The sequence below is a fragment of the Streptomyces venezuelae genome (assembly GCF_008642335.1).
Taxonomy (GTDB): domain Bacteria; phylum Actinomycetota; class Actinomycetes; order Streptomycetales; family Streptomycetaceae; genus Streptomyces; species Streptomyces venezuelae_F.
The window spans coordinates 1130632-1150167 of record NZ_CP029191.1; the positions used below are offsets into that span (position 1 = coordinate 1130632).

Annotated in this window: 20 protein-coding genes; 11 read left to right on the top strand and 9 right to left on the bottom strand. The window is 71.3% G+C overall.

Annotated elements, in window-relative coordinates:
* Window positions 1-15 precede the first annotated feature (15 nt).
* From DEJ49_RS04925 to DEJ49_RS04940, 4 genes are all read left to right on the top strand, one after another.
* Window positions 16-789: a YczE/YyaS/YitT family protein gene (locus DEJ49_RS04925; protein ID WP_223832728.1), complete on the top strand. Its 774-nt coding sequence runs from the start codon at window positions 16-18 to the stop codon at window positions 787-789.
* Window positions 786-1553: a glycerophosphodiester phosphodiesterase gene (locus DEJ49_RS04930; RefSeq protein ID WP_150182723.1), complete on the top strand. Its 768-nt coding sequence runs from the start codon at window positions 786-788 to the stop codon at window positions 1551-1553. The genes DEJ49_RS04925 and DEJ49_RS04930 overlap by 4 nt, the downstream gene beginning before the upstream one ends.
* Before the next feature lie 45 nt (window positions 1554-1598).
* Window positions 1599-2960 carry an MFS transporter gene (locus DEJ49_RS04935; protein WP_150182725.1) on the top strand — a complete coding sequence of 454 codons (1362 nt, stop codon included), beginning with the start codon at window positions 1599-1601 and terminating at the stop codon, window positions 2958-2960.
* Between the two features lie 256 nt (window positions 2961-3216).
* Window positions 3217-3591 carry an RNA polymerase-binding protein RbpA gene (locus tag DEJ49_RS04940; protein WP_030360404.1) on the top strand — a complete coding sequence of 125 codons (375 nt, stop codon included), beginning with the start codon at window positions 3217-3219 and terminating at the stop codon, window positions 3589-3591.
* A 124-nt stretch (window positions 3592-3715) separates the two neighbouring features.
* On the opposite strand, the gene fxsA is transcribed toward DEJ49_RS04940, so the two are convergent.
* The 4 genes from fxsA to DEJ49_RS04960 form a co-directional block, all read right to left on the bottom strand.
* Entirely contained in the window at window positions 3716-4291 is a 576-nt protein-coding gene (gene fxsA / locus DEJ49_RS04945; RefSeq protein ID WP_150182727.1) for an FxsA family membrane protein, read from the bottom strand.
* Window positions 4292-4355: 64 nt separating this feature from the next.
* On the bottom strand, window positions 4356-5156 hold the full coding sequence (locus DEJ49_RS04950) for a polyprenol monophosphomannose synthase (RefSeq protein ID WP_150182729.1): 801 nt from the start codon (window positions 5154-5156) through the stop codon (window positions 4356-4358).
* 480 nt (window positions 5157-5636) lie between these two features.
* On the bottom strand, window positions 5637-7280 hold the full coding sequence (locus DEJ49_RS04955) for an amidohydrolase (protein WP_150182731.1): 1644 nt from the start codon (window positions 7278-7280) through the stop codon (window positions 5637-5639).
* 42 nt (window positions 7281-7322) lie between these two features.
* Window positions 7323-7763, bottom strand: a complete 441-nt coding sequence (locus DEJ49_RS04960) for an Lrp/AsnC family transcriptional regulator (protein WP_030789227.1) — start codon at window positions 7761-7763, stop codon at window positions 7323-7325.
* A 205-nt stretch (window positions 7764-7968) separates the two neighbouring features.
* On the opposite strand from DEJ49_RS04960, the gene DEJ49_RS04965 reads away from it, so the two are divergent.
* Complete coding sequence (locus DEJ49_RS04965) at window positions 7969-8397, top strand: hypothetical protein (protein WP_150182733.1); 429 nt, start codon at window positions 7969-7971, stop codon at window positions 8395-8397.
* 1 nt (window position 8398) lies between these two features.
* On the opposite strand, the gene DEJ49_RS04970 is transcribed toward DEJ49_RS04965, so the two are convergent.
* Both DEJ49_RS04970 and DEJ49_RS04975 read right to left on the bottom strand, forming a co-directional pair.
* Entirely contained in the window at window positions 8399-9499 is a 1101-nt protein-coding gene (locus tag DEJ49_RS04970; protein WP_150182734.1) for a phosphotransferase family protein, read from the bottom strand.
* A 41-nt stretch (window positions 9500-9540) separates the two neighbouring features.
* Window positions 9541-10668: a hypothetical protein gene (locus tag DEJ49_RS04975; RefSeq protein WP_150182736.1), complete on the bottom strand. Its 1128-nt coding sequence runs from the start codon at window positions 10666-10668 to the stop codon at window positions 9541-9543.
* A gap of 366 nt (window positions 10669-11034) precedes the next feature.
* On the opposite strand from DEJ49_RS04975, the gene DEJ49_RS04980 reads away from it, so the two are divergent.
* Window positions 11035-11532, top strand: a complete 498-nt coding sequence (locus DEJ49_RS04980; protein ID WP_150182738.1) for a hypothetical protein — start codon at window positions 11035-11037, stop codon at window positions 11530-11532.
* On the opposite strand, the gene DEJ49_RS04985 is transcribed toward DEJ49_RS04980, so the two are convergent.
* Window positions 11495-12667, bottom strand: a complete 1173-nt coding sequence (locus tag DEJ49_RS04985) for an acyl-CoA dehydrogenase family protein (protein WP_150182740.1) — start codon at window positions 12665-12667, stop codon at window positions 11495-11497. The two genes, DEJ49_RS04980 and DEJ49_RS04985, sit on opposite strands and share 38 nt — an antisense overlap.
* A 386-nt stretch (window positions 12668-13053) precedes the next feature.
* Between DEJ49_RS04985 and DEJ49_RS04990 the strand changes: the two genes are divergently transcribed.
* Window positions 13054-14298 carry a glycoside hydrolase family 18 protein gene (locus tag DEJ49_RS04990; RefSeq protein ID WP_150182742.1) on the top strand — a complete coding sequence of 415 codons (1245 nt, stop codon included), beginning with the start codon at window positions 13054-13056 and terminating at the stop codon, window positions 14296-14298.
* Window positions 14299-14387: 89 nt separating this feature from the next.
* Here DEJ49_RS04990 and DEJ49_RS04995 read toward each other — a convergent pair whose 3' ends face one another.
* Window positions 14388-15011 (bottom strand): TetR/AcrR family transcriptional regulator, encoded by a 624-nt coding sequence (locus DEJ49_RS04995; RefSeq protein WP_150182744.1) that lies wholly within the window; start codon window positions 15009-15011, stop codon window positions 14388-14390.
* Between the two features lie 201 nt (window positions 15012-15212).
* On the opposite strand from DEJ49_RS04995, the gene DEJ49_RS05000 reads away from it, so the two are divergent.
* From DEJ49_RS05000 to DEJ49_RS05010, 3 genes are read left to right on the top strand one after another with little or no spacing between them, the layout of a single operon-like run.
* On the top strand, window positions 15213-15767 hold the full coding sequence (locus tag DEJ49_RS05000) for a DUF6230 family protein (RefSeq protein WP_150175451.1): 555 nt from the start codon (window positions 15213-15215) through the stop codon (window positions 15765-15767).
* On the top strand, window positions 15758-16750 hold the full coding sequence (locus DEJ49_RS05005; protein WP_411757138.1) for a DUF6114 domain-containing protein: 993 nt from the start codon (window positions 15758-15760) through the stop codon (window positions 16748-16750). Before DEJ49_RS05000 ends, DEJ49_RS05005 begins: the two co-directional genes overlap by 10 nt.
* Entirely contained in the window at window positions 16747-17661 is a 915-nt protein-coding gene (locus tag DEJ49_RS05010) for a hypothetical protein (RefSeq protein WP_150182746.1), read from the top strand. The genes DEJ49_RS05005 and DEJ49_RS05010 overlap by 4 nt, the downstream gene beginning before the upstream one ends.
* On the opposite strand, the gene DEJ49_RS05015 is transcribed toward DEJ49_RS05010, so the two are convergent.
* Window positions 17639-17785, bottom strand: a complete 147-nt coding sequence (locus tag DEJ49_RS05015) for an SCO1431 family membrane protein (protein WP_107097967.1) — start codon at window positions 17783-17785, stop codon at window positions 17639-17641. The two genes, DEJ49_RS05010 and DEJ49_RS05015, sit on opposite strands and share 23 nt — an antisense overlap.
* 216 nt (window positions 17786-18001) lie before the next feature.
* On the opposite strand from DEJ49_RS05015, the gene DEJ49_RS05020 reads away from it, so the two are divergent.
* The gene (locus DEJ49_RS05020; protein WP_190329269.1) at window positions 18002-19483 is read left to right on the top strand and encodes a M1 family metallopeptidase; all 1482 of its coding nucleotides are present in this window, start codon (window positions 18002-18004) and stop codon (window positions 19481-19483) included.
* Window positions 19484-19536 lie beyond the last annotated feature (53 nt).

Here is a 19536-nt window from a genome sequence, read left to right on the forward strand (position 1 = left end):
TCCACCTTCCCCGGATTGGCCATGGTTGGCTGCTTTGTACAAGCCACAGAGTGTCATGCGTCAGGCCACTACCACCACCAACGGGGGCACCTCTTGTCCGGCACGACACCCGGCACGACACCTGGCGAGACACCTGGGGCGACGCGGCGGCAGCTCCCGCGGCGACTCACGCAGCTCTACGCGGGCCTCACCCTGTACGGCGTGAGCTCCGCGCTCCTCGTCGTGTCCGGCCTCGGCCTGGAGCCGTGGAACGTGCTGCATCAGGGGCTCGCCGAGCTCACCGGCCTCTCGATCGGCGCCGTGTCCATCGTGGTGGGCGCCGCGGTCCTGCTCCTGTGGATCCCGCTGAGGCAGCGTCCCGGGCTCGGCACGGTCTCCAACGTCTTCGTCGTCGGGCTGGCGATGGACGCCGCGCTGGCGCTGCTGCCGGAGGCCGAGGGCTGGGCCGTGCGCGTACCGCTGATGGTGGCCGGGATCGTCCTGAACGGCGCGGCGACCGGCCTGTACATCGCGGCGGCGTTCGGCCCCGGCCCCCGGGACGGCCTGATGACGGGCCTGCACCAGCGGACCGGACGCTCCATCCGGCTGATGCGGACACTCATCGAGGTGGCGGTGGTCGTGACCGGCTTCGCGCTCGGCGGCACCGTCGGGGTCGGCACGGTCCTCTACGCGCTCGCCATCGGCCCGCTCGCCCAGTTCTTCCTGCGCCGCTTTGCCCTCCCCACGACCGTCACGGGCGTCGTCGTGGCCTCCGGCGGCCCGCCGGAGCAGGCGATACTGCAGCCGTGACCACGCGCGTACGCCACCCCTACCTCGATCACCCGGGACCGCTCGCCCTCGCCCACCGCGGCGGTGCGGCGGACGGCCTGGAGAACACCGCCGCGGCCTTCCGGCGCGCCGTCGACCTCGGCTACCGCTACATCGAGACCGATGTGCACGCCACCGCCGACGGCCGCCTCGTCGCCTTCCACGACGCGACGCTGGACCGGGTGACCGACGCGGCGGGACGCATCATCGACCTGCCGTGGAGCGAGGTGCGCCACGCGCGCGTGGCGGGCAGCGAACCGGTGCCCCTCTTCGAGGAGTGCCTCGAAGCCTTTCCCGACGTGCGCTGGAACGTGGACGTGAAGGCGGAGCCCGCGCTGCTGCCGCTGCTCGACCTGATCCGCCGCACCGACTCCTGGGACCGCGTCTGCGTCGGCTCGTTCTCGGAGGCCCGGGTAGCCAGGGCCCAGCGCTTCGGGGGCCCGCGCCTGGCCACTTCCCTGGGCACCCGGGGCGTGGCGGCGCTGCGGATGCTGTCCTACGGAGTGCCCGCCGCCCTGCGCCGTTCCGCGGTCTGCGCCCAGGTACCGGAGACGCACGGCGGGATCCAGGTGGTGGACCACCGCTTCGTGCGCGCCGCCCACGCGCGCGGGATGCAGGTCCACGTGTGGACGGTCAATGACGCGGACCGGATGAGCGCCCTGCTCGACCTCGGGGTGGATGGCATAGTTTCCGATCACATCGAGACGCTGCGCGAGGTGCTGAAGGACCGGGGGACCTGGGTCTGACGCTGCCGCGGCGGCGTCGCATCACGGGGAACAGCGAGGTCACGGGTGAGCACCGACACCGTGAAGAGAACGCCCGCCGACGACTCGGAGGCCGCGGAGCGGCGGCGCGAGCAGCGGGGCTGGTACGTCTACGACTGGGCGTGCTCGGTCTACTCGACGAGCGTCCTGACCGTGTTCCTGGGGCCCTATCTCACGGAGATCGCCAAGGCCGCCGCGGACCCCGAGGGATATGTGCATCCGCTGGGCATCCCGGTCCGCGCGGGATCGTTCTTCGCGTACACGGTCTCCGTGTCGGTGATCGTGTCGGTCTTCGTCATGCCGCTGGCGGCAGCGGCCGCCGACCGCACCGGCCGCAAGAAGCCCCTGCTCGGCGTCGCCGCGTACGTGGGGGCGGCCGCCACGGCGGGCATGTTCTTCCTGGCGGGAGAGCGCTATCTGCTCGGCGGCCTCCTGCTGATCGTCGCCAACGCCTCGCTCGCCGTGTCGATGGTGCTCTACAACTCCTATCTGCCGCAGATCGCACCTCCGGAGGAGCGGGACGCGGTCTCCTCACGCGGCTGGGCCTTCGGGTACGCGTCGGGCGCCCTCGTCCTGGTGGCGAACCTCGTCCTGTTCCTGGCCCACGACAGCTTCGGCGTCTCCGAGTCGACGGCGGTCCGCATCTGTCTGGCGTCGGCGGGCCTGTGGTGGGGCGCCTTCACCCTCGTACCCCTGAAACGGCTGCGGGACCGCCGGACGCCCGCGCACGACGCCGGGTCGGCGGCCGGGGGCGGGTGGCGGCAGCTGCGGTCGACCGTGCGGGACATGCGGCGCCATCCCCACACGCTCGCGTTCCTGTTCGCCTACCTGGTCTACAACGACGGTGTTCAGACGGTGATCTCGCAGGCGTCCGTCTACGGCTCCGAGGAGCTCGGACTCGGTCAGTCCACGCTGATCGTGGCGGTCCTGCTGGTCCAGGTGCTCGCGGTCGCGGGGGCTCTCGCCATGGGGCGACTCGCCCGGACCTACGGCGCCAAGCGGACCATTCTCGGGTCGCTCGTGGCCTGGACGGTGACGATCGGGGCCGGGTACTTCCTGCCCGCCGGCGCGCCCGCGTGGTTCTTCGTCCTTGCCGCGGGGATCGGCCTGGTCCTCGGCGGCACGCAGGCCCTGTCCCGCTCGCTCTTCTCGCACCTGGTGCCGCGCGGGAAGGAGGCCGAGTACTTCTCCGCGTACGAGATCAGCGACCGCGGGATGGCGTGGCTGGGGCCGTTGATCTTCGGCCTCACGTATCAGCTCACGGGAAGTTACCGGGATGCCATCGTCTCGCTGGTGGCGTTCTTTTTGCTCGGTTTCGTCCTGCTCGTGCGGGTACCCGTACGGCGTGCGGTACGCGACGCGGGCAATCCCGTACCCCACAGGATTTAGCAACTGAAGCCAAAGGCCGGTAGTGTACGCCTTTGGCCTGCCAGGCGGACCGTTACTGCGAGCTGAAGAATCAGAAGCGCTGGGTGACATCTGCTGCCAGATGTGACAAACCGGGCACTGGTGGGTACAACAAGGGGCGGCATACGACGGCGACGCATAACCCTGAACGGGAATCTTTACCGCCGACCGGACGTTGACCGGATGACGACGACAGCGACACCTGTCCTGTGGGCGACAAGCCCGGGAGGCACGATTCATGAGTGAGCGAGCTCTTCGCGGCACGCGCCTCGTGGTGACAAGCTACGAGACCGACCGCGGCATCGACCTGGCACCTCGCCAGGCCGTGGAGTACGCATGCCAGAACGGACATCGTTTCGAGATGCCGTTCTCGGTCGAGGCGGAGATCCCGCCGGAGTGGGAGTGCAAGGTCTGCGGGGCCCAGGCACTCCTCGTGGACGGCGACGGACCTGAGGAGAAGAAGGGCAAGCCGGCGCGTACGCACTGGGACATGCTCATGGAGCGCCGCACCCGAGAGGAGCTCGAAGAGGTCCTCGAGGAGCGACTCGCGGTTCTCCGGTCCGGTGCCATGAACATCGCGGTGCACCCGCGTGACAGCCGCAAGTCCGCCTGACGACGGACGCTGCGGCACACCGCATCACGAAGCACCAGGCACAACGCAGTACAAAAGGGCCGGGGCCACTGCTGAGCAGTGGCCCCGGCCCTTTTGCGTGTCCGGCCCTTCTTCGTGTCGGCACTCAATGGGGCAGCTGCGGGTCGTCCGGGCGCGGGCCGCGCATGGGCGGCTCGTCGTCCCTGATGACCTCACCCTGCACGACCTTGCCGTCGGGGCGGTGCATCCGCGCCTGCTGATAGGCGTCCCCCAGGCCGCCGGGCGTCGCCTCGCGCACCTTGCGCTCGAAGGTCCGCTCCGCGTACTTCCCCAGGGCCTTCTGGACCGGCGGGATGAGCAGGATCAGCCCCAGGGCGTCCGAGATGAGCCCCGGCAGGATGATCAGCAGGCCGCCCAGCATCGTCAGGGCGCCGCCTCCCCCGGTCTCCCGGGCGGGCGTCACACCGCTCTGCTGCTGTTGCACCGCCTCGCTGAGCTTCCGGAACGCCCGGCGCCCCGCGCGCTTGATCACCGCGGAGCCGAGCACGAGGCCGCCCACCAGGAGCAGGAAGACCACGAACCCGCTCGTGGCCCCCGCCACGACGGTGAGCAGCCAGATTTCCAGGACCAGCCACGCGGCGATGCCGAGCGGCAGGAACCTCAGGGGCCCGGAGCGCCGGGGCCGGGCGGGTCGGATGGGAGGCGGTGCGCCAGTCGTCATGCTCCCAGTGTGCCTGGGCCCGCCTCAGTCCGGCATAAGGGGATGATCAAGCCCCCTCCGCGCCTCAGTCCTGCTTGCGTCCGATCGCCTTGCCGACCTTGCCGACCCGCTCGCCCACACCCCAGGCCGTGACCCGCCAGAGCGCCTCGACGACGATGTTCTGGCTCATCTTGCTGTCGCCGAGCTCCCGCTCGACGAAGGTGATGGGCACCTCGACGACGTGGTGGCCCGCCTTGACCGCGCGCCTCGCCAGGTCGACCTGGAAGCAGTAGCCCTGCGACTCGACCTCGCCGAGTCCGAGGTTCTCGAGGGTCTCGCGGCGGAAGGCGCGGTAGCCGCCCGTCACGTCGCGGATCGGCACGTCGAGCAGGAGGCGCGAGTACGTGCTGCCGCCGCGGGAGATGAACTCGCGGTGCTTGGGCCAGTTGACGACCCGTCCGCCCGGCACCCAGCGCGAGCCGAGCACGAGGTCGGCGCCCTTCAGGGCGGTGAGCAGCCGGGGCAGCTCCTCCGGCTGGTGGGAGCCGTCCGCGTCCATCTCGACAAGCACGCCGTAGTCGTGGTCGAGGCCCCAGCGGAAGCCCGCGAGGTAGGCCGCGCCGAGCCCTTCCTTGCCCTTGCGGTGCAGGACGTGGACCTGCTCGTCCTCGGCCGCGAGCTCGTCGGCGATCTTGCCGGTGCCGTCGGGGCTGTTGTCGTCGGCGACCAGGATGTGCGCGTCCGGCACGGAGGCGCGCACCCGGCCGACGATGGACTGGATGTTCTCCGCCTCGTTGTAGGTCGGAATGATCACCAAGGCCGTGCCGAGCGGGCCGAACCGCCTCCCCTGGTCCCCTGCTTCGGAGACCCCGCCGCCGTCGTTCACTGATGCCCCTTCGTTCGTACGCAGAGGACCACCATAATGGCCGCTGCCTGCGACGCCGCGACGGCACGGGACGTACTGCGGATCGGGGCCCGGCGCCCTTCGGGCCGGCCCGGGACCCGCTGGCTGCGGATCGACCGAAAGCCGTTGTCTACTGAGCGTCCGGGCCCCACCCGGGTCACACCTGCCGATTCGGCTGATACGTTCCCTCGCCTCCGCGTCGCGGGCGCTGGACCTGGCTCCCAGTGGCGGTGCGCCGGTGCGGCACACCACCCGTGACCCAGCGGCGTTCGACGACTGCGTGGAGGTTCGCCGGTCGGACGTCCTGTGGTGGACCCGGCCGAACCTACCGGCCCACGGCGGCTCTCTGTCAATACCCGGCTGAGCTGGGGCGACTTAACGGACCGCCAGGTCAGTGCCGAGGATTCCCAGGTCGTACGGAGCCCTGACCGGCCACGATCGGCACCGCGCACCGCCGGGACATCACTCGTCCGGCCCCACGAACACGGTCCTTCCGCCCACCACCGTGCGCAGGCAGACAGGGAGTTCGGCGCCCGGCGAGAGGTCCGGCAGGCCGGGCGTGCCGGAGCGCGGGTCGGTCGACCAGCGGGCCACACGGTCGTCCGGGGCCTGCACCACCAGATCGGAGGTGCGCCACACGGCGTAGTCCGCGGGCGCGCCGGGCACCAGGATGCCCGCGTCGTCACGGCCGACGGCCCGCCAGCCGCCGCGGGTGTGCGCGGTGAACGCCGCCCGCACCGAGACCCGGTGCTCCGGCGTGCGGTGGAAGGCGGCGGCGCGGACGGTGCCCCAGGGGTCGAGGGGGGTGACGGGGCTGTCGGAGCCGAAGGCCAGCGGCACACCGGCGCGCAGGAGGGCCGCGTACGGATTGAGGGTGCGGGCGCGTTCGGCGCCGAGGCGCTGGGCGTACATGCCGTCCTCGCCGCCCCACAGGGCGTCGAAGACGGGCTGGACGGACGCGGTGAGGCCGAACTCGGCGAAGGCGGCGATCGTCTCCGGGGTGAGCATCTCGGCGTGCTCGACGCGGTGCCGCGCGGCGCGGACGCGGGCCGCACCGACCTTCTCGGCGGCTTGGCGCATGCCGTCGACCACCGCGGCCACCGCGGCGTCCCCGATGGCGTGGAAGCCCGCCTGGAGGCCTTCCTCGGTGCACGCCACGACGTGGGCGGCGACGGCCGCGGCGTCCAGGTACGCGGTGCCGGTGTGGGCCGCGTCGGCGTACGGCTCGTGCAGGCAGGCGGTGTGCGAGCCGAGGGCGCCGTCGACGAACAGGTCGCCGGCGGCACCGATCGCGCCGAGCTCCTTCGCGCGCCGCACGTCCCGCTCGGCCCAGTAGCCGACGACGCGCGGTCCCGGCTCGTCGGCGGCGAGCCGCAGCAGCCCGGTGAAGTCGTCCTCGTCGGAGATCTCGGGGCCCGCGCACTCGTGCACGGAGCCGATGCCGAGCGAGGCGGCGCGGCGGAGCGCGGCGCGCTGGGCCTCCGTGCGCTGCTGCGGGGTGATGGCGCCGAGTGCCGCCGCGCGCACGCCGTGGTGGGCGTCGGCGGTCAGCGGGGCGTCCGGGTGGTATCCGGCGCGCTCGGTGACGCCGGGCACCAGGTCGAGCAGCGCGGTGGTGACGACCGCCGAGTGGACGTCGATGCGGGAGAGGTAGAGGGGCCTGCCGCCGGCCGCCTCGTCGAGCTCCGCGCGCGTGGGCGGGCGGCCGCCGGGCCAGCGGGCCGCGTCCCAGCCGTGGCCGAGGAGGACGGTGTCGTGCGGCCGCGCGGCAGCGTGTTCGCGTACGGATACGAGTGCGTCGGCCAGCGAGCGGGCCCCGGTGAGGTCCAGGCCCGTCAGGGCGAGGCCGGTGGCCGTGGTGTGCACGTGGGCGTCCGTGAACGCCGGGGTGACCAGGGCTCCTTCGAGGTCGACGACGTCGTCGACGCCGTCGGCGAAGGCGTCGGCCGCGCCCTCGGAGCCGACCCAGGCGACATGTCCGCGCTCGACGACCATTGCGGTGGCGAACGGGTCGGCGGGGCTGTGGACGTCGCCGCCGCGCAGCAGCACGGTGCGGTGGTTCGATGGGTCGCGGGGGTCGTTCCCGGGGGCGGTGCTCTGGCTCATGGGACCAGTCTCGCCCCTGCGGCCGTGCGGCCGGCGCGGGGGTCACACCTGGGGCGGGCGCGCCTCGTACGGAGTGGAGAGGACGACCGTCGTGCGCGTGGAGACGCCCGCGAGCGCCCGCAGCCGGCTGAGCAGGTGCTCCAGCTCCAGCGGGGTGGCGACGCGGACCTTCAGGATGTAGTTCTCGTCGCCGGCGACGCTGTGGCACGCCTCGATCTCCGGGACGCCCGCGAGCCGTTCGGCGATGTCGTCGGGGGCGCTGGGGTCGAACGGTTTCACCGAGATGAAGGCCGTGAGCGGCAGCCCGACGGCCTCGGGGTCGACCACCGCGGCATAACCGCGGATGACACCCCGCTGCTCCAGCCTGCGCACCCGCTGGTGCACGGCCGAGGTGGACAGGCCCGTGGCCTTGCCCAAGTCGGTGTAGCTCATCCGCCCGTCCTTGACGAGCAGCTGCACGATCTGTCGGTCCAGCTCCTCCATGCGCCGAACCTACAGGGCTCTTGATCCGTTCGGATAGCCGACTCGTCTCCCCGCTCGAGGGCAACTTTAATTGGCATGTGACGAACGACACACCTCCGTGGCCGTGTCCGACGAGATGCAACGATTACCTCTACGACGGGACGGGAAGTGCTTGCTGTGGTCGAGGCCGCAGTGCCTTGTCGGCCCACCCGAGGGGGAGATTCCCATGCAGAATTTGAAGCGCCCCGGCCGGTCTGCCCGCGCCAAGCAGCAGCCGGTCGCCGAGCCCGAGCCGGAGGGCGTCGAACCGGCTGACGCCTTTCTCGACTCCTACGACACTTTTGAGATGTACCGGGTGAACTGCCCCGACTGCGGGCAGCCCATCGCGCTCCTCGCGGACGAGGACGTGCTGCCCGAGCACGCGCTGTGCCCCACGCCCTGGAACCCGTTCGGCCTCACGGTCTGTGCGGGCACCGGCCGCGCGGCGACCGACGCCGAGCCCACCGACGAGTCGATGGAGGCCCAGGAGCAGGACACCGCCCTGCTCCTGACGCTCCCTCAGGGGCTCGACTGGCGGACCCAGCCGTTCTCGCACGTGGGCGGTCCGGGCTCGCGCCCCATCCGGGTGCCGCAGCAGCACCGGCCCGCCGCCTGATTCACCAGTAGGTGCCCTGCACCATGGCGGCCAGGCTGTCGTGGTGCAGGATCAGCGTGTCCGCGGCCCTGGCGTCCGCCGGCACCGCGGCCTCGCCGAAGTGGACCTGCCGGTAGGCGACGCGCAGCATGACGATCGCGTGCCGCAGGGCCGCGTAGAGCGTGTAGAAGTCCATGTCGCGCGGTGTGTGTCCGGTGAGCCGGGCGTACGCCGCCTCGACGCGGTCGCGGCGCTGGAAGTCGGGCAGTCCCGGCTGGCCGAAGCTCACCGTCAGGTCCTGGAAGAAGCGGTGGAGGTAGACGGTCCAGCCGAGGTCGACCTCGCGCGGGGCGAACGCCGCCATCTCCCAGTCCAGGACGGCGGCGGGCTCGAAGCCGTCGTAGATGATGTTCCCGATGCGCGCGTCGCCCCAGTTGAGCACGGCGTCGCCCTCGTGGCGGGGCCACAGCTCGTCGAGACGGTCGAAGGCGCTCTCGATGAGGGGTGAGCGGGGCAGCCCGGCCACCACCCATGCGTAGTAGGCGCGTTGGGCCGTCACGTGGCGCCGCAGCGGGCTGCCGTCGCCCGGCGGCGTGAGGAACGAGGCCTTCTCCGGCGGAACTTGGTCGTGCAGGTGGGCGAGGACGCGGATGGAGGCCTCTTCGAGGTGCGCGCGTTCGGCGTCGGTCGCCGCGTGCAGCCAATTCCCCTCGTACGTATAGGGCATGACGTCCGGCGGGACGCGCCCTTCGATCCGCTCCATGACGAAGAACGGCGCCCCGAGCGCGCCCGGGTCCTCCTCCAGCCACAGCGCCCGCGGGACCGGCACGTCGGTGTGCTCGGCGACGAGCCGCATCGTGCGGTACTGACGCGGCATGTCGTAGACGGGGAAGATCGTGTACGCCGCCGGGTCCGCCGCGAGACGCAACGCGCAGGCGCCGACCGGCGGTTCGGGGTGTTCGAGGGTGAAGAGCAGGGTCTCGCTGGACATGCCGTTGGACTCGGGGACGGTCACGTCGGCCGCCTTGGCGCCGGGCAGCCGGGTGTCGAGCCAGGCGCCGAGGCGACGGGCGAGGTCTTCCGGGTCGCGTGTGGTGGTACGGGGGCGGGGTGCCGTTGCCATCTCCGTGCTCCTTCCTCCGGGTGCGGGCCCCGGGCGTGCTCTCAGGGCGCCACGGAGTCGAATCCGGTGAAGCCGCTCGGGTCGTGGCGGCCGAAGCAGCCGTGCTCGAAGATGCCGTAACCGGTGCGGCCTTCGAGGGTGAAGCGTGCGGCGTGGTCGATGACGCCGTACGCCGCGAGAGGGTGGGCGGCGGGGTCCGACAGGTCGTAGCTGCGGCGGTCGGTCCAGTCGCGGCCGCGCCAGGTGCCGTGCTGCCAGTCGTCGGCGGGCGGGTAGCCGGCGCCCACGGCCAGGGGCAGCGAGGCGAGCACCTCCACGCCGACCTCCAGGGGCTTGTGGCCGTCCGGGTCGGTGAGGTGGATGACGGCGCGCTCGGGGTGGCGGGTGCCGGAGCGGTAGGTGATGTCGGTGCGGGGCCAGCCGAGTTGGCGGTCGGGCCGGCCGGGGCGGACGAGAGTGGCGTCGTTGAGGGTGCGGTAGCCGTCCGCGTCCTCCTGGGCGATGACCATGAGGAAGCGGTCGTCGAGGTGGACGGGGCACCAGATCCAGTGGAAGCCCTCGGTGGCGAACTCCTCCTCCAGGCGGCCCCGTTCCTCGCCGGGGACGGGTCGCACGCCCCAGCTGCGGTCGCGGGTCGCGGTCCACTCCCCCGCCGTCACGGCGATCTCCTCGCCGCCCGCACGGATCGCTCCGGCGGGCCGTCCCGCCTGCACGAAGCGGCGCCCTTCGAGGGTGAGGCGGTCGCCGCGGCGCTGGATGTGGTGGGGCTCCCACAGGGCGGGGAAGTCGGCGGTCCACGTCAGGTCGTACGAGAGGGACGCGGGGTCGTTCGGGTCGGCGGCGCACGTCAGGCGGATGCGGTGCAGGGGTTCGTCGACGGTGATGCGGAGCGGGCCGACGCCGAGGTTCATCCGGTCCTCGCCCAGGGCGTCGCTCGCGCGTACGGCGTGGAGCGTGTCCCCGATGCGCAGAGTGGCGTACGCGTCGATGACGCCGAGGTTCGGATAGACGCCGAGCCCGAGGATGAGCAGGGCGCGGCCCTCGTGGTCGAAGAGGTGGAAGATGCACCGGTCGTAGGCGTTGCGGTCGCCCGTCGCGACGTACTTCATCGAGAGGGGGACCTGGTGCACGGGGTACTCGTCGAGCGGGACCGGACGGTCGTCTGCCACGGCAAACCTCCCTGGTCGCACGGCAGTTCAGGGTGGCGGGAGGCGGACGGGACCTCCGGCGCGGAGTTGACGGTACGTCAGTTCGCGGGGCGGAGCCAGACACGTGCGGGCCGGACGCGCAGGGAGCCGGACACATGCGGGGCGGACACATGCGGCGCCGGGCAGGCGCGGGGTCGGACGCGTGCGGGTCGGACACGTGCGGGTCGGACACGTGCAGGCGGGCACCTGCGGGGCCGGACGCCCGCGGAGCCGGACACCTCACCACGCCGCCGCGGGCCGGCGCGGAAACGGTCGCGGGCGGGCCAGGAACAGACGCTCGATTCCCCGAGGCGGTGACTTCCGCACGGCGGCGGGCGTTGGCCTTGCATGACCCCCACGGACATGGGACCGGCGCACTTCCCCACCGGACACCGGCGACGCACCCTGGTGACGGTGCCCGCCTCGGCAGAATCGGTTGCCCAGCGACCCCAAGGACCTCAGGAGCCCCCGCAGCACCAGGCTCCGTTCCAGTTCGTACAGCAGCTCCCGCACCATCCGCAGCACACGCACCAGCACGCGCCGCACCAGCAGCAGCCCGTGCACCAGCAGCACGCACCGCACGCGCACCACCCGCAGCAGCAGACGCATCAGGCCTATCCGCAGCAGACGTACCAGCAGCCGTACCAGCACCAGCAGCCCCCCGCGCCCTACCAGCAGCCCCACTTCCAGGACCCGCCGATCTACCGCGCCCTGATCCGCCACTGGGCGGACCGGGGCCGCACGCTGCCGGGGCACCACGACGCCGAGTGGGTCAGGCTCGCGGCGCCGCCGGTGCGCCACGGCCAGTTCAGCGCGAGTCGGGACCCGCGAGGTGACGTGCGATGACCATGCGCTGGATCTGATTCGTGCCCTCGACGATCTGCAGCACCTTCGCCTCGCGCATGAGGCGCTCCACCGGGAAGTCCGCCGTATAGCCGTACCCCCCGAGGACCTGCACGGCGTCCGTCGTCACCTTCATCGCGGCGTCCGTGCACAGCAGCTTGGCCATGGCCGCCTGCTTGGCGAAGGGCCGCCCCGCGTCCCGGAGCCGGGCCGCCGAGAGGTAGAGCGCCCGACCCGCCTCGATCTGCGTCGCCATGTCCGCGAGCATGAAGCGCAGCCCCTGGAAGTCCGCGATGGGCCTGCCGAACTGCCGGCGCTCGGTCGCGTACCGGACGGCCTCGTCGAGCGCCGCCTGAGCCACCCCGATCGCACAGGCCGCTATGCCGAGCCGCCCCGAGTCGAGCGCGGAGAGCGCGATGGCGAAGCCCTGGCCCTCGTCACCGATGCGGCGGGAGTCGGGGACGCGCACGCCGTCGAAGTTGATCTGGGCGGTGGGCGAGCCCTTCATGCCCATCTTCTTCTCGGGCACCGCGGCGCTCAGCCCCTCCGCGTCGCCCGGCACCAGGAAGGCCGTGATCCCGCGGGCGCCGTCCGCGCCCGTGCGGGCGAGCACGGTGTAGAAGTCGGCGACGCCGCCGTGCGTGATCCAGGCCTTGGTGCCGCTGATGACCCAGTCGTCGCCGTCCCGGACTGCCTTCGTGCGCAGCGAGGCGGCGTCCGATCCGGCCGCGGGCTCGGAGAGGCAGTACGCGCCGAGGAGACCGCCGCCGAGCATGGCGGGCAGGTGGTCGCTCTGCTGCTCCTTGGTGCCGTACCCGGCGAGGGCGTGGCAGGAGAGGGAGTGGACGCTGACGCCGAGACCCACGGTGAGACGCGCGGCGGCGAGCTCCTCAAGGACCTGGAGGTAGACCTCGTACGGCTGGTCGCCGCCGCCGAACTCGGAGTCGTAGGGCAGTCCGAGCAGGCCCGACTCGGAGAGCAGCGTGAAGAGCTCACGGGGGAAACGCCCGGCGTCCTCCTCCTCGGCCGCCTTCGGGACGATCTCGCGCTGGGCGATGTCCCGGACCAGCGAGAGCAGATCCCTGGCCTCATCCGTGGGCAGCTGACGCTCCACCGACTGCGTGATGTGGTCGGGCATGACGCTCTCCTCCCTGTGGGGCTGCGGCGGACGCCCGCGCTGGGTAGGGGCGGCGCCGCCGGGAAACGTGCCGAGCCGTGGTGGTCTTCCGGGTCTCGAAAGCAGCTGACCAGCGGCTCCGGCGCGTTGAGTATGCCCGATCGGCGGCGACCCGTCACTAGTTAACGACCGCTTACTCGAAAGATAGCTGAAGATCACTGGTGACCGGTTGGCGGGCACGGCCACGAGCGGGATCACGGGTGCCGTGGATTGGTACGAACCATTGACCGCACTGGTCTAGTCCTCCTACTGTTCCCCCGAACGCCTTAACGCGTTCATGCCAAGTCACACCCGCAGGTCCTCAGCAGCACTTTCCCCCTCCCGGTTTCCCCCCACGAGGAGTCACGATGCTCAGACCGCACACCTCCCGCGCCTCCTTCCGGGCGCTCGTCGCCACCACCTGTTGCGCCGTACTCGGCGCCGGTCTGCTGGCCGGCGCGGGCACCGCCTCCGCCGAACAGGACAAGGGCACCGCGACGAAGGCCGCCGCCGGCTCCAAGGTCGTCGGCTACTTCACCGAATGGGGCGTCTACGACCGGAACTACCACGTCAAGAACATCGAGACGTCGGGTTCGGCCAACAAGCTGACGCACATCAACTACTCCTTCGGCAATGTCCAGGGCGGCAAGTGCGCGATGGGCGACGCCTACGCGGCCACGGACAAGGCCTACACCGCCGACCAGTCCGTGGACGGCGTGGCCGACACCTGGGACCAGCCCCTGCGCGGCAACTTCAACCAGCTCCGCAAGCTGAAGAAGAAGCACCCGAACCTCAAGGTGCTGTGGTCCTTCGGCGGCTGGACCTGGTCGGGCGGGTTCACGGAGGCGGCGAAGAACCCCGCGGCCTTCGCCCAGTCCTGCTACGACCTGGTCGAGAACTCCAAGTGGGCCGACGTCTTCGACGGCATCGACATCGACTGGGAGTACCCCAACGCCTGCGGCCTGACCTGCGACACCAGCGGCCGTGACGCGTACAAGAAGCTGATGTCCGCGGTCCGTTCCAAGTTCGGCAGCGGCAACCTGGTGACCTCGGCGATCCCGGCCGACGCCTCCGCGGGCGGCAAGCTCGACGCCACCGACTACGCGGGCGCCGCCCAGTACGTCGACTGGTACAACCCGATGACGTACGACTACTTCGGCGCCTGGGACGCGAAGGGGCCGACCGCCCCGCACTCGCCGCTCACGTCCTACACCGGCATCCCGAAGGACGGTTACAACTCCGACGCCACCATCAAGAAGCTCAAGGGCCTCGGCATCCCGTCGAACAAGCTGCTGCTCGGCATCGGCTTCTACGGCCGCGGCTGGACGGGCGTCACGCAGAAGGCGCCCGGCGGCACCGCGACGGGCCCGGCGGCGGGCAAGTACGAGCAGGGCATCGACGACTACAAGGTCCTGAAGACGAAGTGCCCGGCCAACGGCACGGTCGGCGGGACCGCGTACGCGCACTGCGGCAACAACTGGTGGAGCTACGACACCCCGGCGACCATCGCGACCAAGATGAACTACAAGAACCAGCAGGGCCTCGGCGGCACGTTCTTCTGGGAGCTCAGCGGCGACACGTCCAACGGTGAGCTGATCAAGGCCATCAACTGATCAAGACCATCAACTGACGTACCGCACACAGCAGTAGGGGCGGGGGCCGCATCGGTCCCCGCCCCTTCGCGTGCGCCGGGTTCGCCCGCTCAGGGCCGCGCGGGCGCCGGGTACGACGGTTCGAAGTCCTCGATCACCCGCAGCGTATCCCCGAGCGTGCGCACCAGGAGGCAGCAGACCGTCTCCCGCGCCAGGCCGGGACGGTCGATCCAGTCCAGCGTGATGCCCTCCACGCCGCACAGCCAGCCGATCAGCGCTGTCCGCGCCAGCTGCGGGATGTCCTTGCGGCCGTACGTCCCTTCGGCGATCGCCCCAATCAGCGCCTCGCGCACCCCGTCCCGTATCGCGTGCACCTCGGCGTCGAAGCCGACGCCGCCGCTGATGATCGTGCGGTACGCCGCCTGGTGGTGCTCGGCGTAGCGGAGGTAGCCGTCGACGGTGCGCTGCACCCGCTCCACGGGCGGCAGGTCGTCGTGGCGGCCCGCACGGGCCACGAGGTCGGCGACGGAGTCCTCGATGATCGCGAGGTAGTAGCCGCGCTTGGACTTGAAGTAGTAGTAGATCAGCCCTTTGGCGACGCCCGCGTGCCCGGCGATGTCGTCCATCGACAGCGCGTCGTAGGACGTGTCGGCGAACAACTTCCGGCCGATGGCGATGAGTTCGGCACGGCGCGCCGCCGAGCGGTCGCTGCCGCGCTGTTGACTATTATTCAATTTCGGCCCTAGTCTCCAACTGCCTCGGAATCGTCCGCAGTATGGCAGAACGCCGCCATGCGCCGGTCGGCTCCCGACGGCTCTTCACGCACTCCCCTTACGCACGCTTGGCGACGCGGAACGACGTACGGGAGGAAGACAGTGAGCGCAGCACGCACCGCGTTACGCGAGGGCAGAACCTCCTGGAAGAAGACCGCCGCGATGGCCCTGCCGGCCGTCCTGGCCGTCGGTGTGATGGCCTCCGTGATGGCCGAGGGCGCGCTCGCCGCGTCCTTCGCGGTCTCCGGGACCAGCTTCCAGGTGTCCTCCGGGAAACTGACCAGCCAGGGCCTCTCCTCCTACGTACAGACCGACCGGGACATCGACGGCAAGGGGCACCCGGTGGCGCTCCTCGGGATCGGTGACGCGACCCTCTCCGACATCTGCCAGGCCGCCGAGGTCAAGACGCCGGTGGGCACCGTCGTGTTCAAGCTGACCGCGGGCGGCGACGCGGGCAACGTCACCGCGAGCAACCTGATCATCGACGGCGAGGACCTGGTGGGCGACGCCCGCTTCGGCACCGCGCAGATCGGCAGGGACGCCTCGACGCTCGACGAGGTGCCGGGCATCAAGGGCGAGAGGGGCAAGTTCGGACTGCAGGCCGGGGACATCACGGTCTCCGGGGTGAAGTCGCACGCCTGGTCGGCGACCGGCGGCAACTTCCGGCTCAAAGGCATGCGGGTCGACGTCAGCCTGGGCGGCAAGAAGTGCTTCTGACCGGCGGCGGCAGAAGCGGCGTCAGACCGTTCCGCACGGACGGCGGCGGCTGGCTCGACCGGCGGCTGCCGTGGCCCGACCAGCGCCGCGTGATCCGCAGATGGCGGCGCACCCGCCCGTTCTGGGCGGGTCTGCTGCTGATCCTCGGCGGCGCCGAGCTGCTCCTGATCCCGCTCTCCCCGCTGACCGTGCTCGTCAGCCTGGGACTCGGCGGCATCGCGGCCCTCGGCATCGGGATCGCGCTGGTCGTGGCGGGCCTCTTCCTGTGGCTGCTGCCGCACACGCACCACTACGTGAGCGTCAACGCCATGATCCTCTCGGTGCTCTCGTTCGCGGCGACGAACCTCGGCGGGTTCCTCGTCGGCATGCTGCTCGGCATCGCGGGCAGCGCCATGGGATTCGCGTGGACGCCGGTGCCGCGGGACGCCGAGGAGGATCCGGCGCGCCCCAGGGTGCGCGACGGGCAGGGCACCCGGACGCTGGCCGTGCTGCTGCCCGTGGCGATGGCCGCCGGGCTCGTCGCACACGGCGGCAGCAGGGCGGAGGCGGTTCCGGGGGCCGCGGCGGACGCGATCGTGGCGGCGCGCGTGCCGCCGACCGTCACCACGACGCTCTTCGCGCCGCAGGGCTTCCTCCTGGCCGGGGTCCGGGAGATCCCGACCGCGGACGGGCCGCTGAAGGTCATGGTGCTGCGGATGAAGGCCGCCTCGCTCACCGATTACCGGCTGAAGACACGTGATGGCAGCGACGAACTCGCCCTGGGCGCCGACACGCTGGACCTCAGCGGTGAGGTCACCCTCTACCTGACCAAGTTCAAGGGGTGCCTGGAGGGCATCCTCTGCCTGACCTTCACGCCCGACAAGCTGCCGGTGCCGCCCGTGGTGCCGCCCTTCGTCTTCATGACGGACGTGAGCGCCGAGCAGGCGCTGGTCACGTCGGACTCGATCGTGGCGGGCGGGCTGACGTTGAAGGCCACGGCATGATCCAGATTCAGGCGGCGCTGTTCTGGGCGTACGCGATCGGCGCGACGTTCGCCCTCTCCGCCGGGCGGCAGCTGCAGGTGTGGGAGCGGATCAACGCGGGCGAGGGCCCGCGCACCCGCAGCCGCGCCGCCAACCCCTACCTGGCGCTCACCGCGCTCTTCGCGTCCGTCCTCCTGGTGCCGACCGGGCTCTTCCTGCTCTGGCAGAACCCGTCCTGGTCGACCATGCACGTGGCGGACGGCCACGACGGCGTGTGGGCGGGGTTCGTCCTCTTCTACGCGGGCGGCATCCCGGTCGCCGCGATCCTCGGGTTCCTCGTGGCGCAGGGACTCGTGCTGGTCGGGGCCGGCTACTGGGCGTACCTGAACTGCGTCGGAGGGTATTTCCTGCTGTTCGGGACGCTGGTCCACGGGTGGGACGGGAGGGGGTACGAACGGTTCCTCTCGTCCGGTGCCGGGGACTTCGCCGACTGGCGCCGGGACAGCGTCGTCAACCACGTCCTGGACTTCGCGACGTCCGGGACGTTCCTCGCGCTGCTGCTCTTCGGGGCCGCCGTGATCGGCGTCATGCTGATGACGGAGATCGGCTGGCTCATGGAGGGCTGGTCGCTGCCCGGCGCGGACGAGGACCGCAGGGTGCCGCGGCTGCTCGCCGTCGCCATCGCGGCGGCGGGGGTGTACGGCCTGCCGTTCGTGGGCGCGGTCTTCGCGAGCGTCCTGGTGCGCCTGGTCGGCGGGTGGCTCGGGCTGCCGCTGTTCGCGGTCGTGGCGGGCGTCGTGCTGCTGCACGGGCGCTCGCCGGTGCGGTGGCTGTACGGCCTGGTGGGGGTGCCGAGGCGGCACTGGCGGGCCGGCCTCGACGAGACCGGCCGCGATCAGGAGACGGGCGTCACAACAGACCGGTCTGCGTGACGAGCATCGCGAGGACGACGACGAGGGTCCAGCCGGCGAAGTGCTCCAGCAGGTTCGGCCCGTCGTCCTTGGGGCCGCCGGTGCGGGCCTTCGCGCGGACGGCGGTGGCAGAGGTCGCGGTCATGTCTTTCTCACTGACGTTCGTCTGGCAGGGATCCCCCACGAGGTCCCGGTGACGGCTCCACCCCACGGGACCCCTCTACCTTGCCAGCAGGAGGCGCTCTTGCGGGCGAGACCTTGGTCACCCCACAACTACGGCGTCACGTTGCGCGTCTAAGTACCGACGGCGGGGTGTGACCCCGTCCGTCCGCCCGTGCACCGTACGACCGAGAGGTTTCCGATGAGCACGAACCGGACGATGCCCCGCCGCAGGGCGCGGCTCGCCCTCGCCGCCGCGATCACCGCGACGGCCGCCCTCACCGCCCCGGTCTCGCAGGCCGCCCCGGCCCCCGCGGAGAAGCCGTCACCGGGTGCGCCCGGACTCGGCGACCCGATGTTCCCGCTGGACGGGAACGGCGGATACCAGGTGGAGCGCTACTACCTGGACTTCGACTGGCAGGCGCCGAAGACCCCCTTCGAGGCGACGACGACGATCAAGGCCCGGTCCACGCAGGCGCTCTCGCGCTTCAACCTGGACTTCGGCGGCAACACCCTGCACAAGGTCACCGTCAACGGCTCCGCCGCGGGCACGTCGCGCGAAGGGGACGAGCTGGCGGTCACCCCCAAGTCGCCGATCACGAAGGGCAGTTCCTTCACCGTCAAGGTCGCCTACACCGCCGACCCGAACCAGACCCGGCACCGCGACGACGCGATCGAGGACTACGGCTGGATACCCACGCCCGACGGCACGGTGGTCTACCCGCAGCCGAACGGCGCGCGGCTGATCTTCCCGGCCAACGACCACCCCAGCCAGCGGGCACCGATCACCTTCCGGATCAATACGCCGGGCGACCGTACGGCGGTGGCCAACGGCAAGCTGGTCTCGCGTGTCACGCGGCCCGACGGGCGGGTGCAGTGGACGTACGACTCCGAACAGCCGCTCTCCACGCAGCTGGTGCAGCTGGCCGTCGGCAAGTTCCAGCTGGTCGACGGCGAGGGCCCCGGCGGCATCCCGCTGCGCGACGTCGTCCCCGACGCGCTGGTCGAGCCGACGGCCGCCTACCGCAAACTCACCCCGGACCACCTGAAGTGGCTGCAGGACAGGCTCGGCCCGTACCCCTTCAACCGCTACGGCCTGCTGGTCGGCGACACCGACCTCGGCGTGGCCCTGGAGACGCAGACCCTGTCGCTCGTCCCGAAGGCGGACCTGCTCGGCACGAAGGTCGACGCCGAGCGCAACATGGTGCACGAACTGACCCACCAGTGGTTCGGCGACAGCGTGGCCCTCGACAGCTGGTCCGACCTGTGGCTGAGCGAGGGGCATGCCCGCTTCTACGAGAGGGAGTACTCCGAGCAGCACGGCGGGGACAGCTTCGAGGCCGCCATGAAGACCGCCTACCAGGCCCACGACCAGTGGCGCAGGGACTACGGCGCCCCCGCGGAGCCCACCGAGCCGAACCTCTTCAAGCGCATGCGGTACGACGGCTCGGCCCTGGTCCTGTACGCGCTGCGCGAGGAAATCGGCGACGCGACGTTCCAGAAGCTCGAACGCGCCTGGGTGAACGGGTTCAAGGGGCGCACGGCGAGCACACGGCAGTTCGTCGACCTGGCGTCGAGGATCGCGGGCCGGGACCTGGCGGGCTTCCTGCACCCCTGGCTGTACGGAAGCAAGACGCCGCCGATGCCCGGGCACCCCGACTGGGTCGTGGACCCGGCCACCTGAGTCGATGAATCGTCCGAGATGCGGCCTTCGTCCACCGCTCATAGCGTGGAGGC

What these genes read in the sequence shown, in the direction of transcription:
- DEJ49_RS04990 (WP_150182742.1), top strand. Translation starts at nt 13,054, where the DNA reads ATGCTCAGACCGCACACCTCCCGCGCCTCCTTCCGGGCGCTCGTCGCC.
- DEJ49_RS04960 (WP_030789227.1), bottom strand. Translation starts at nt 7,763, where the DNA reads ATGGAGGAGCTGGACCGACAGATCGTGCAGCTGCTCGTCAAGGACGGG.
- fxsA (WP_150182727.1), bottom strand. Translation starts at nt 4,291, where the DNA reads ATGACGACTGGCGCACCGCCTCCCATCCGACCCGCCCGGCCCCGGCGC.
- DEJ49_RS04965 (WP_150182733.1), top strand. Translation starts at nt 7,969, where the DNA reads ATGCAGAATTTGAAGCGCCCCGGCCGGTCTGCCCGCGCCAAGCAGCAG.
- DEJ49_RS05010 (WP_150182746.1), top strand. Translation starts at nt 16,747, where the DNA reads ATGATCCAGATTCAGGCGGCGCTGTTCTGGGCGTACGCGATCGGCGCG.
- DEJ49_RS04985 (WP_150182740.1), bottom strand. Translation starts at nt 12,667, where the DNA reads ATGCCCGACCACATCACGCAGTCGGTGGAGCGTCAGCTGCCCACGGAT.
- DEJ49_RS05020 (WP_190329269.1), top strand. Translation starts at nt 18,002, where the DNA reads ATGAGCACGAACCGGACGATGCCCCGCCGCAGGGCGCGGCTCGCCCTC.
- DEJ49_RS04940 (WP_030360404.1), top strand. Translation starts at nt 3,217, where the DNA reads ATGAGTGAGCGAGCTCTTCGCGGCACGCGCCTCGTGGTGACAAGCTAC.
- DEJ49_RS05015 (WP_107097967.1), bottom strand. Translation starts at nt 17,785, where the DNA reads ATGACCGCGACCTCTGCCACCGCCGTCCGCGCGAAGGCCCGCACCGGC.
- DEJ49_RS05000 (WP_150175451.1), top strand. Translation starts at nt 15,213, where the DNA reads ATGGCCCTGCCGGCCGTCCTGGCCGTCGGTGTGATGGCCTCCGTGATG.
- DEJ49_RS04980 (WP_150182738.1), top strand. Translation starts at nt 11,035, where the DNA reads ATGACCCCCACGGACATGGGACCGGCGCACTTCCCCACCGGACACCGG.
- DEJ49_RS04955 (WP_150182731.1), bottom strand. Translation starts at nt 7,280, where the DNA reads ATGAGCCAGAGCACCGCCCCCGGGAACGACCCCCGCGACCCATCGAAC.
- DEJ49_RS04970 (WP_150182734.1), bottom strand. Translation starts at nt 9,499, where the DNA reads ATGGCAACGGCACCCCGCCCCCGTACCACCACACGCGACCCGGAAGAC.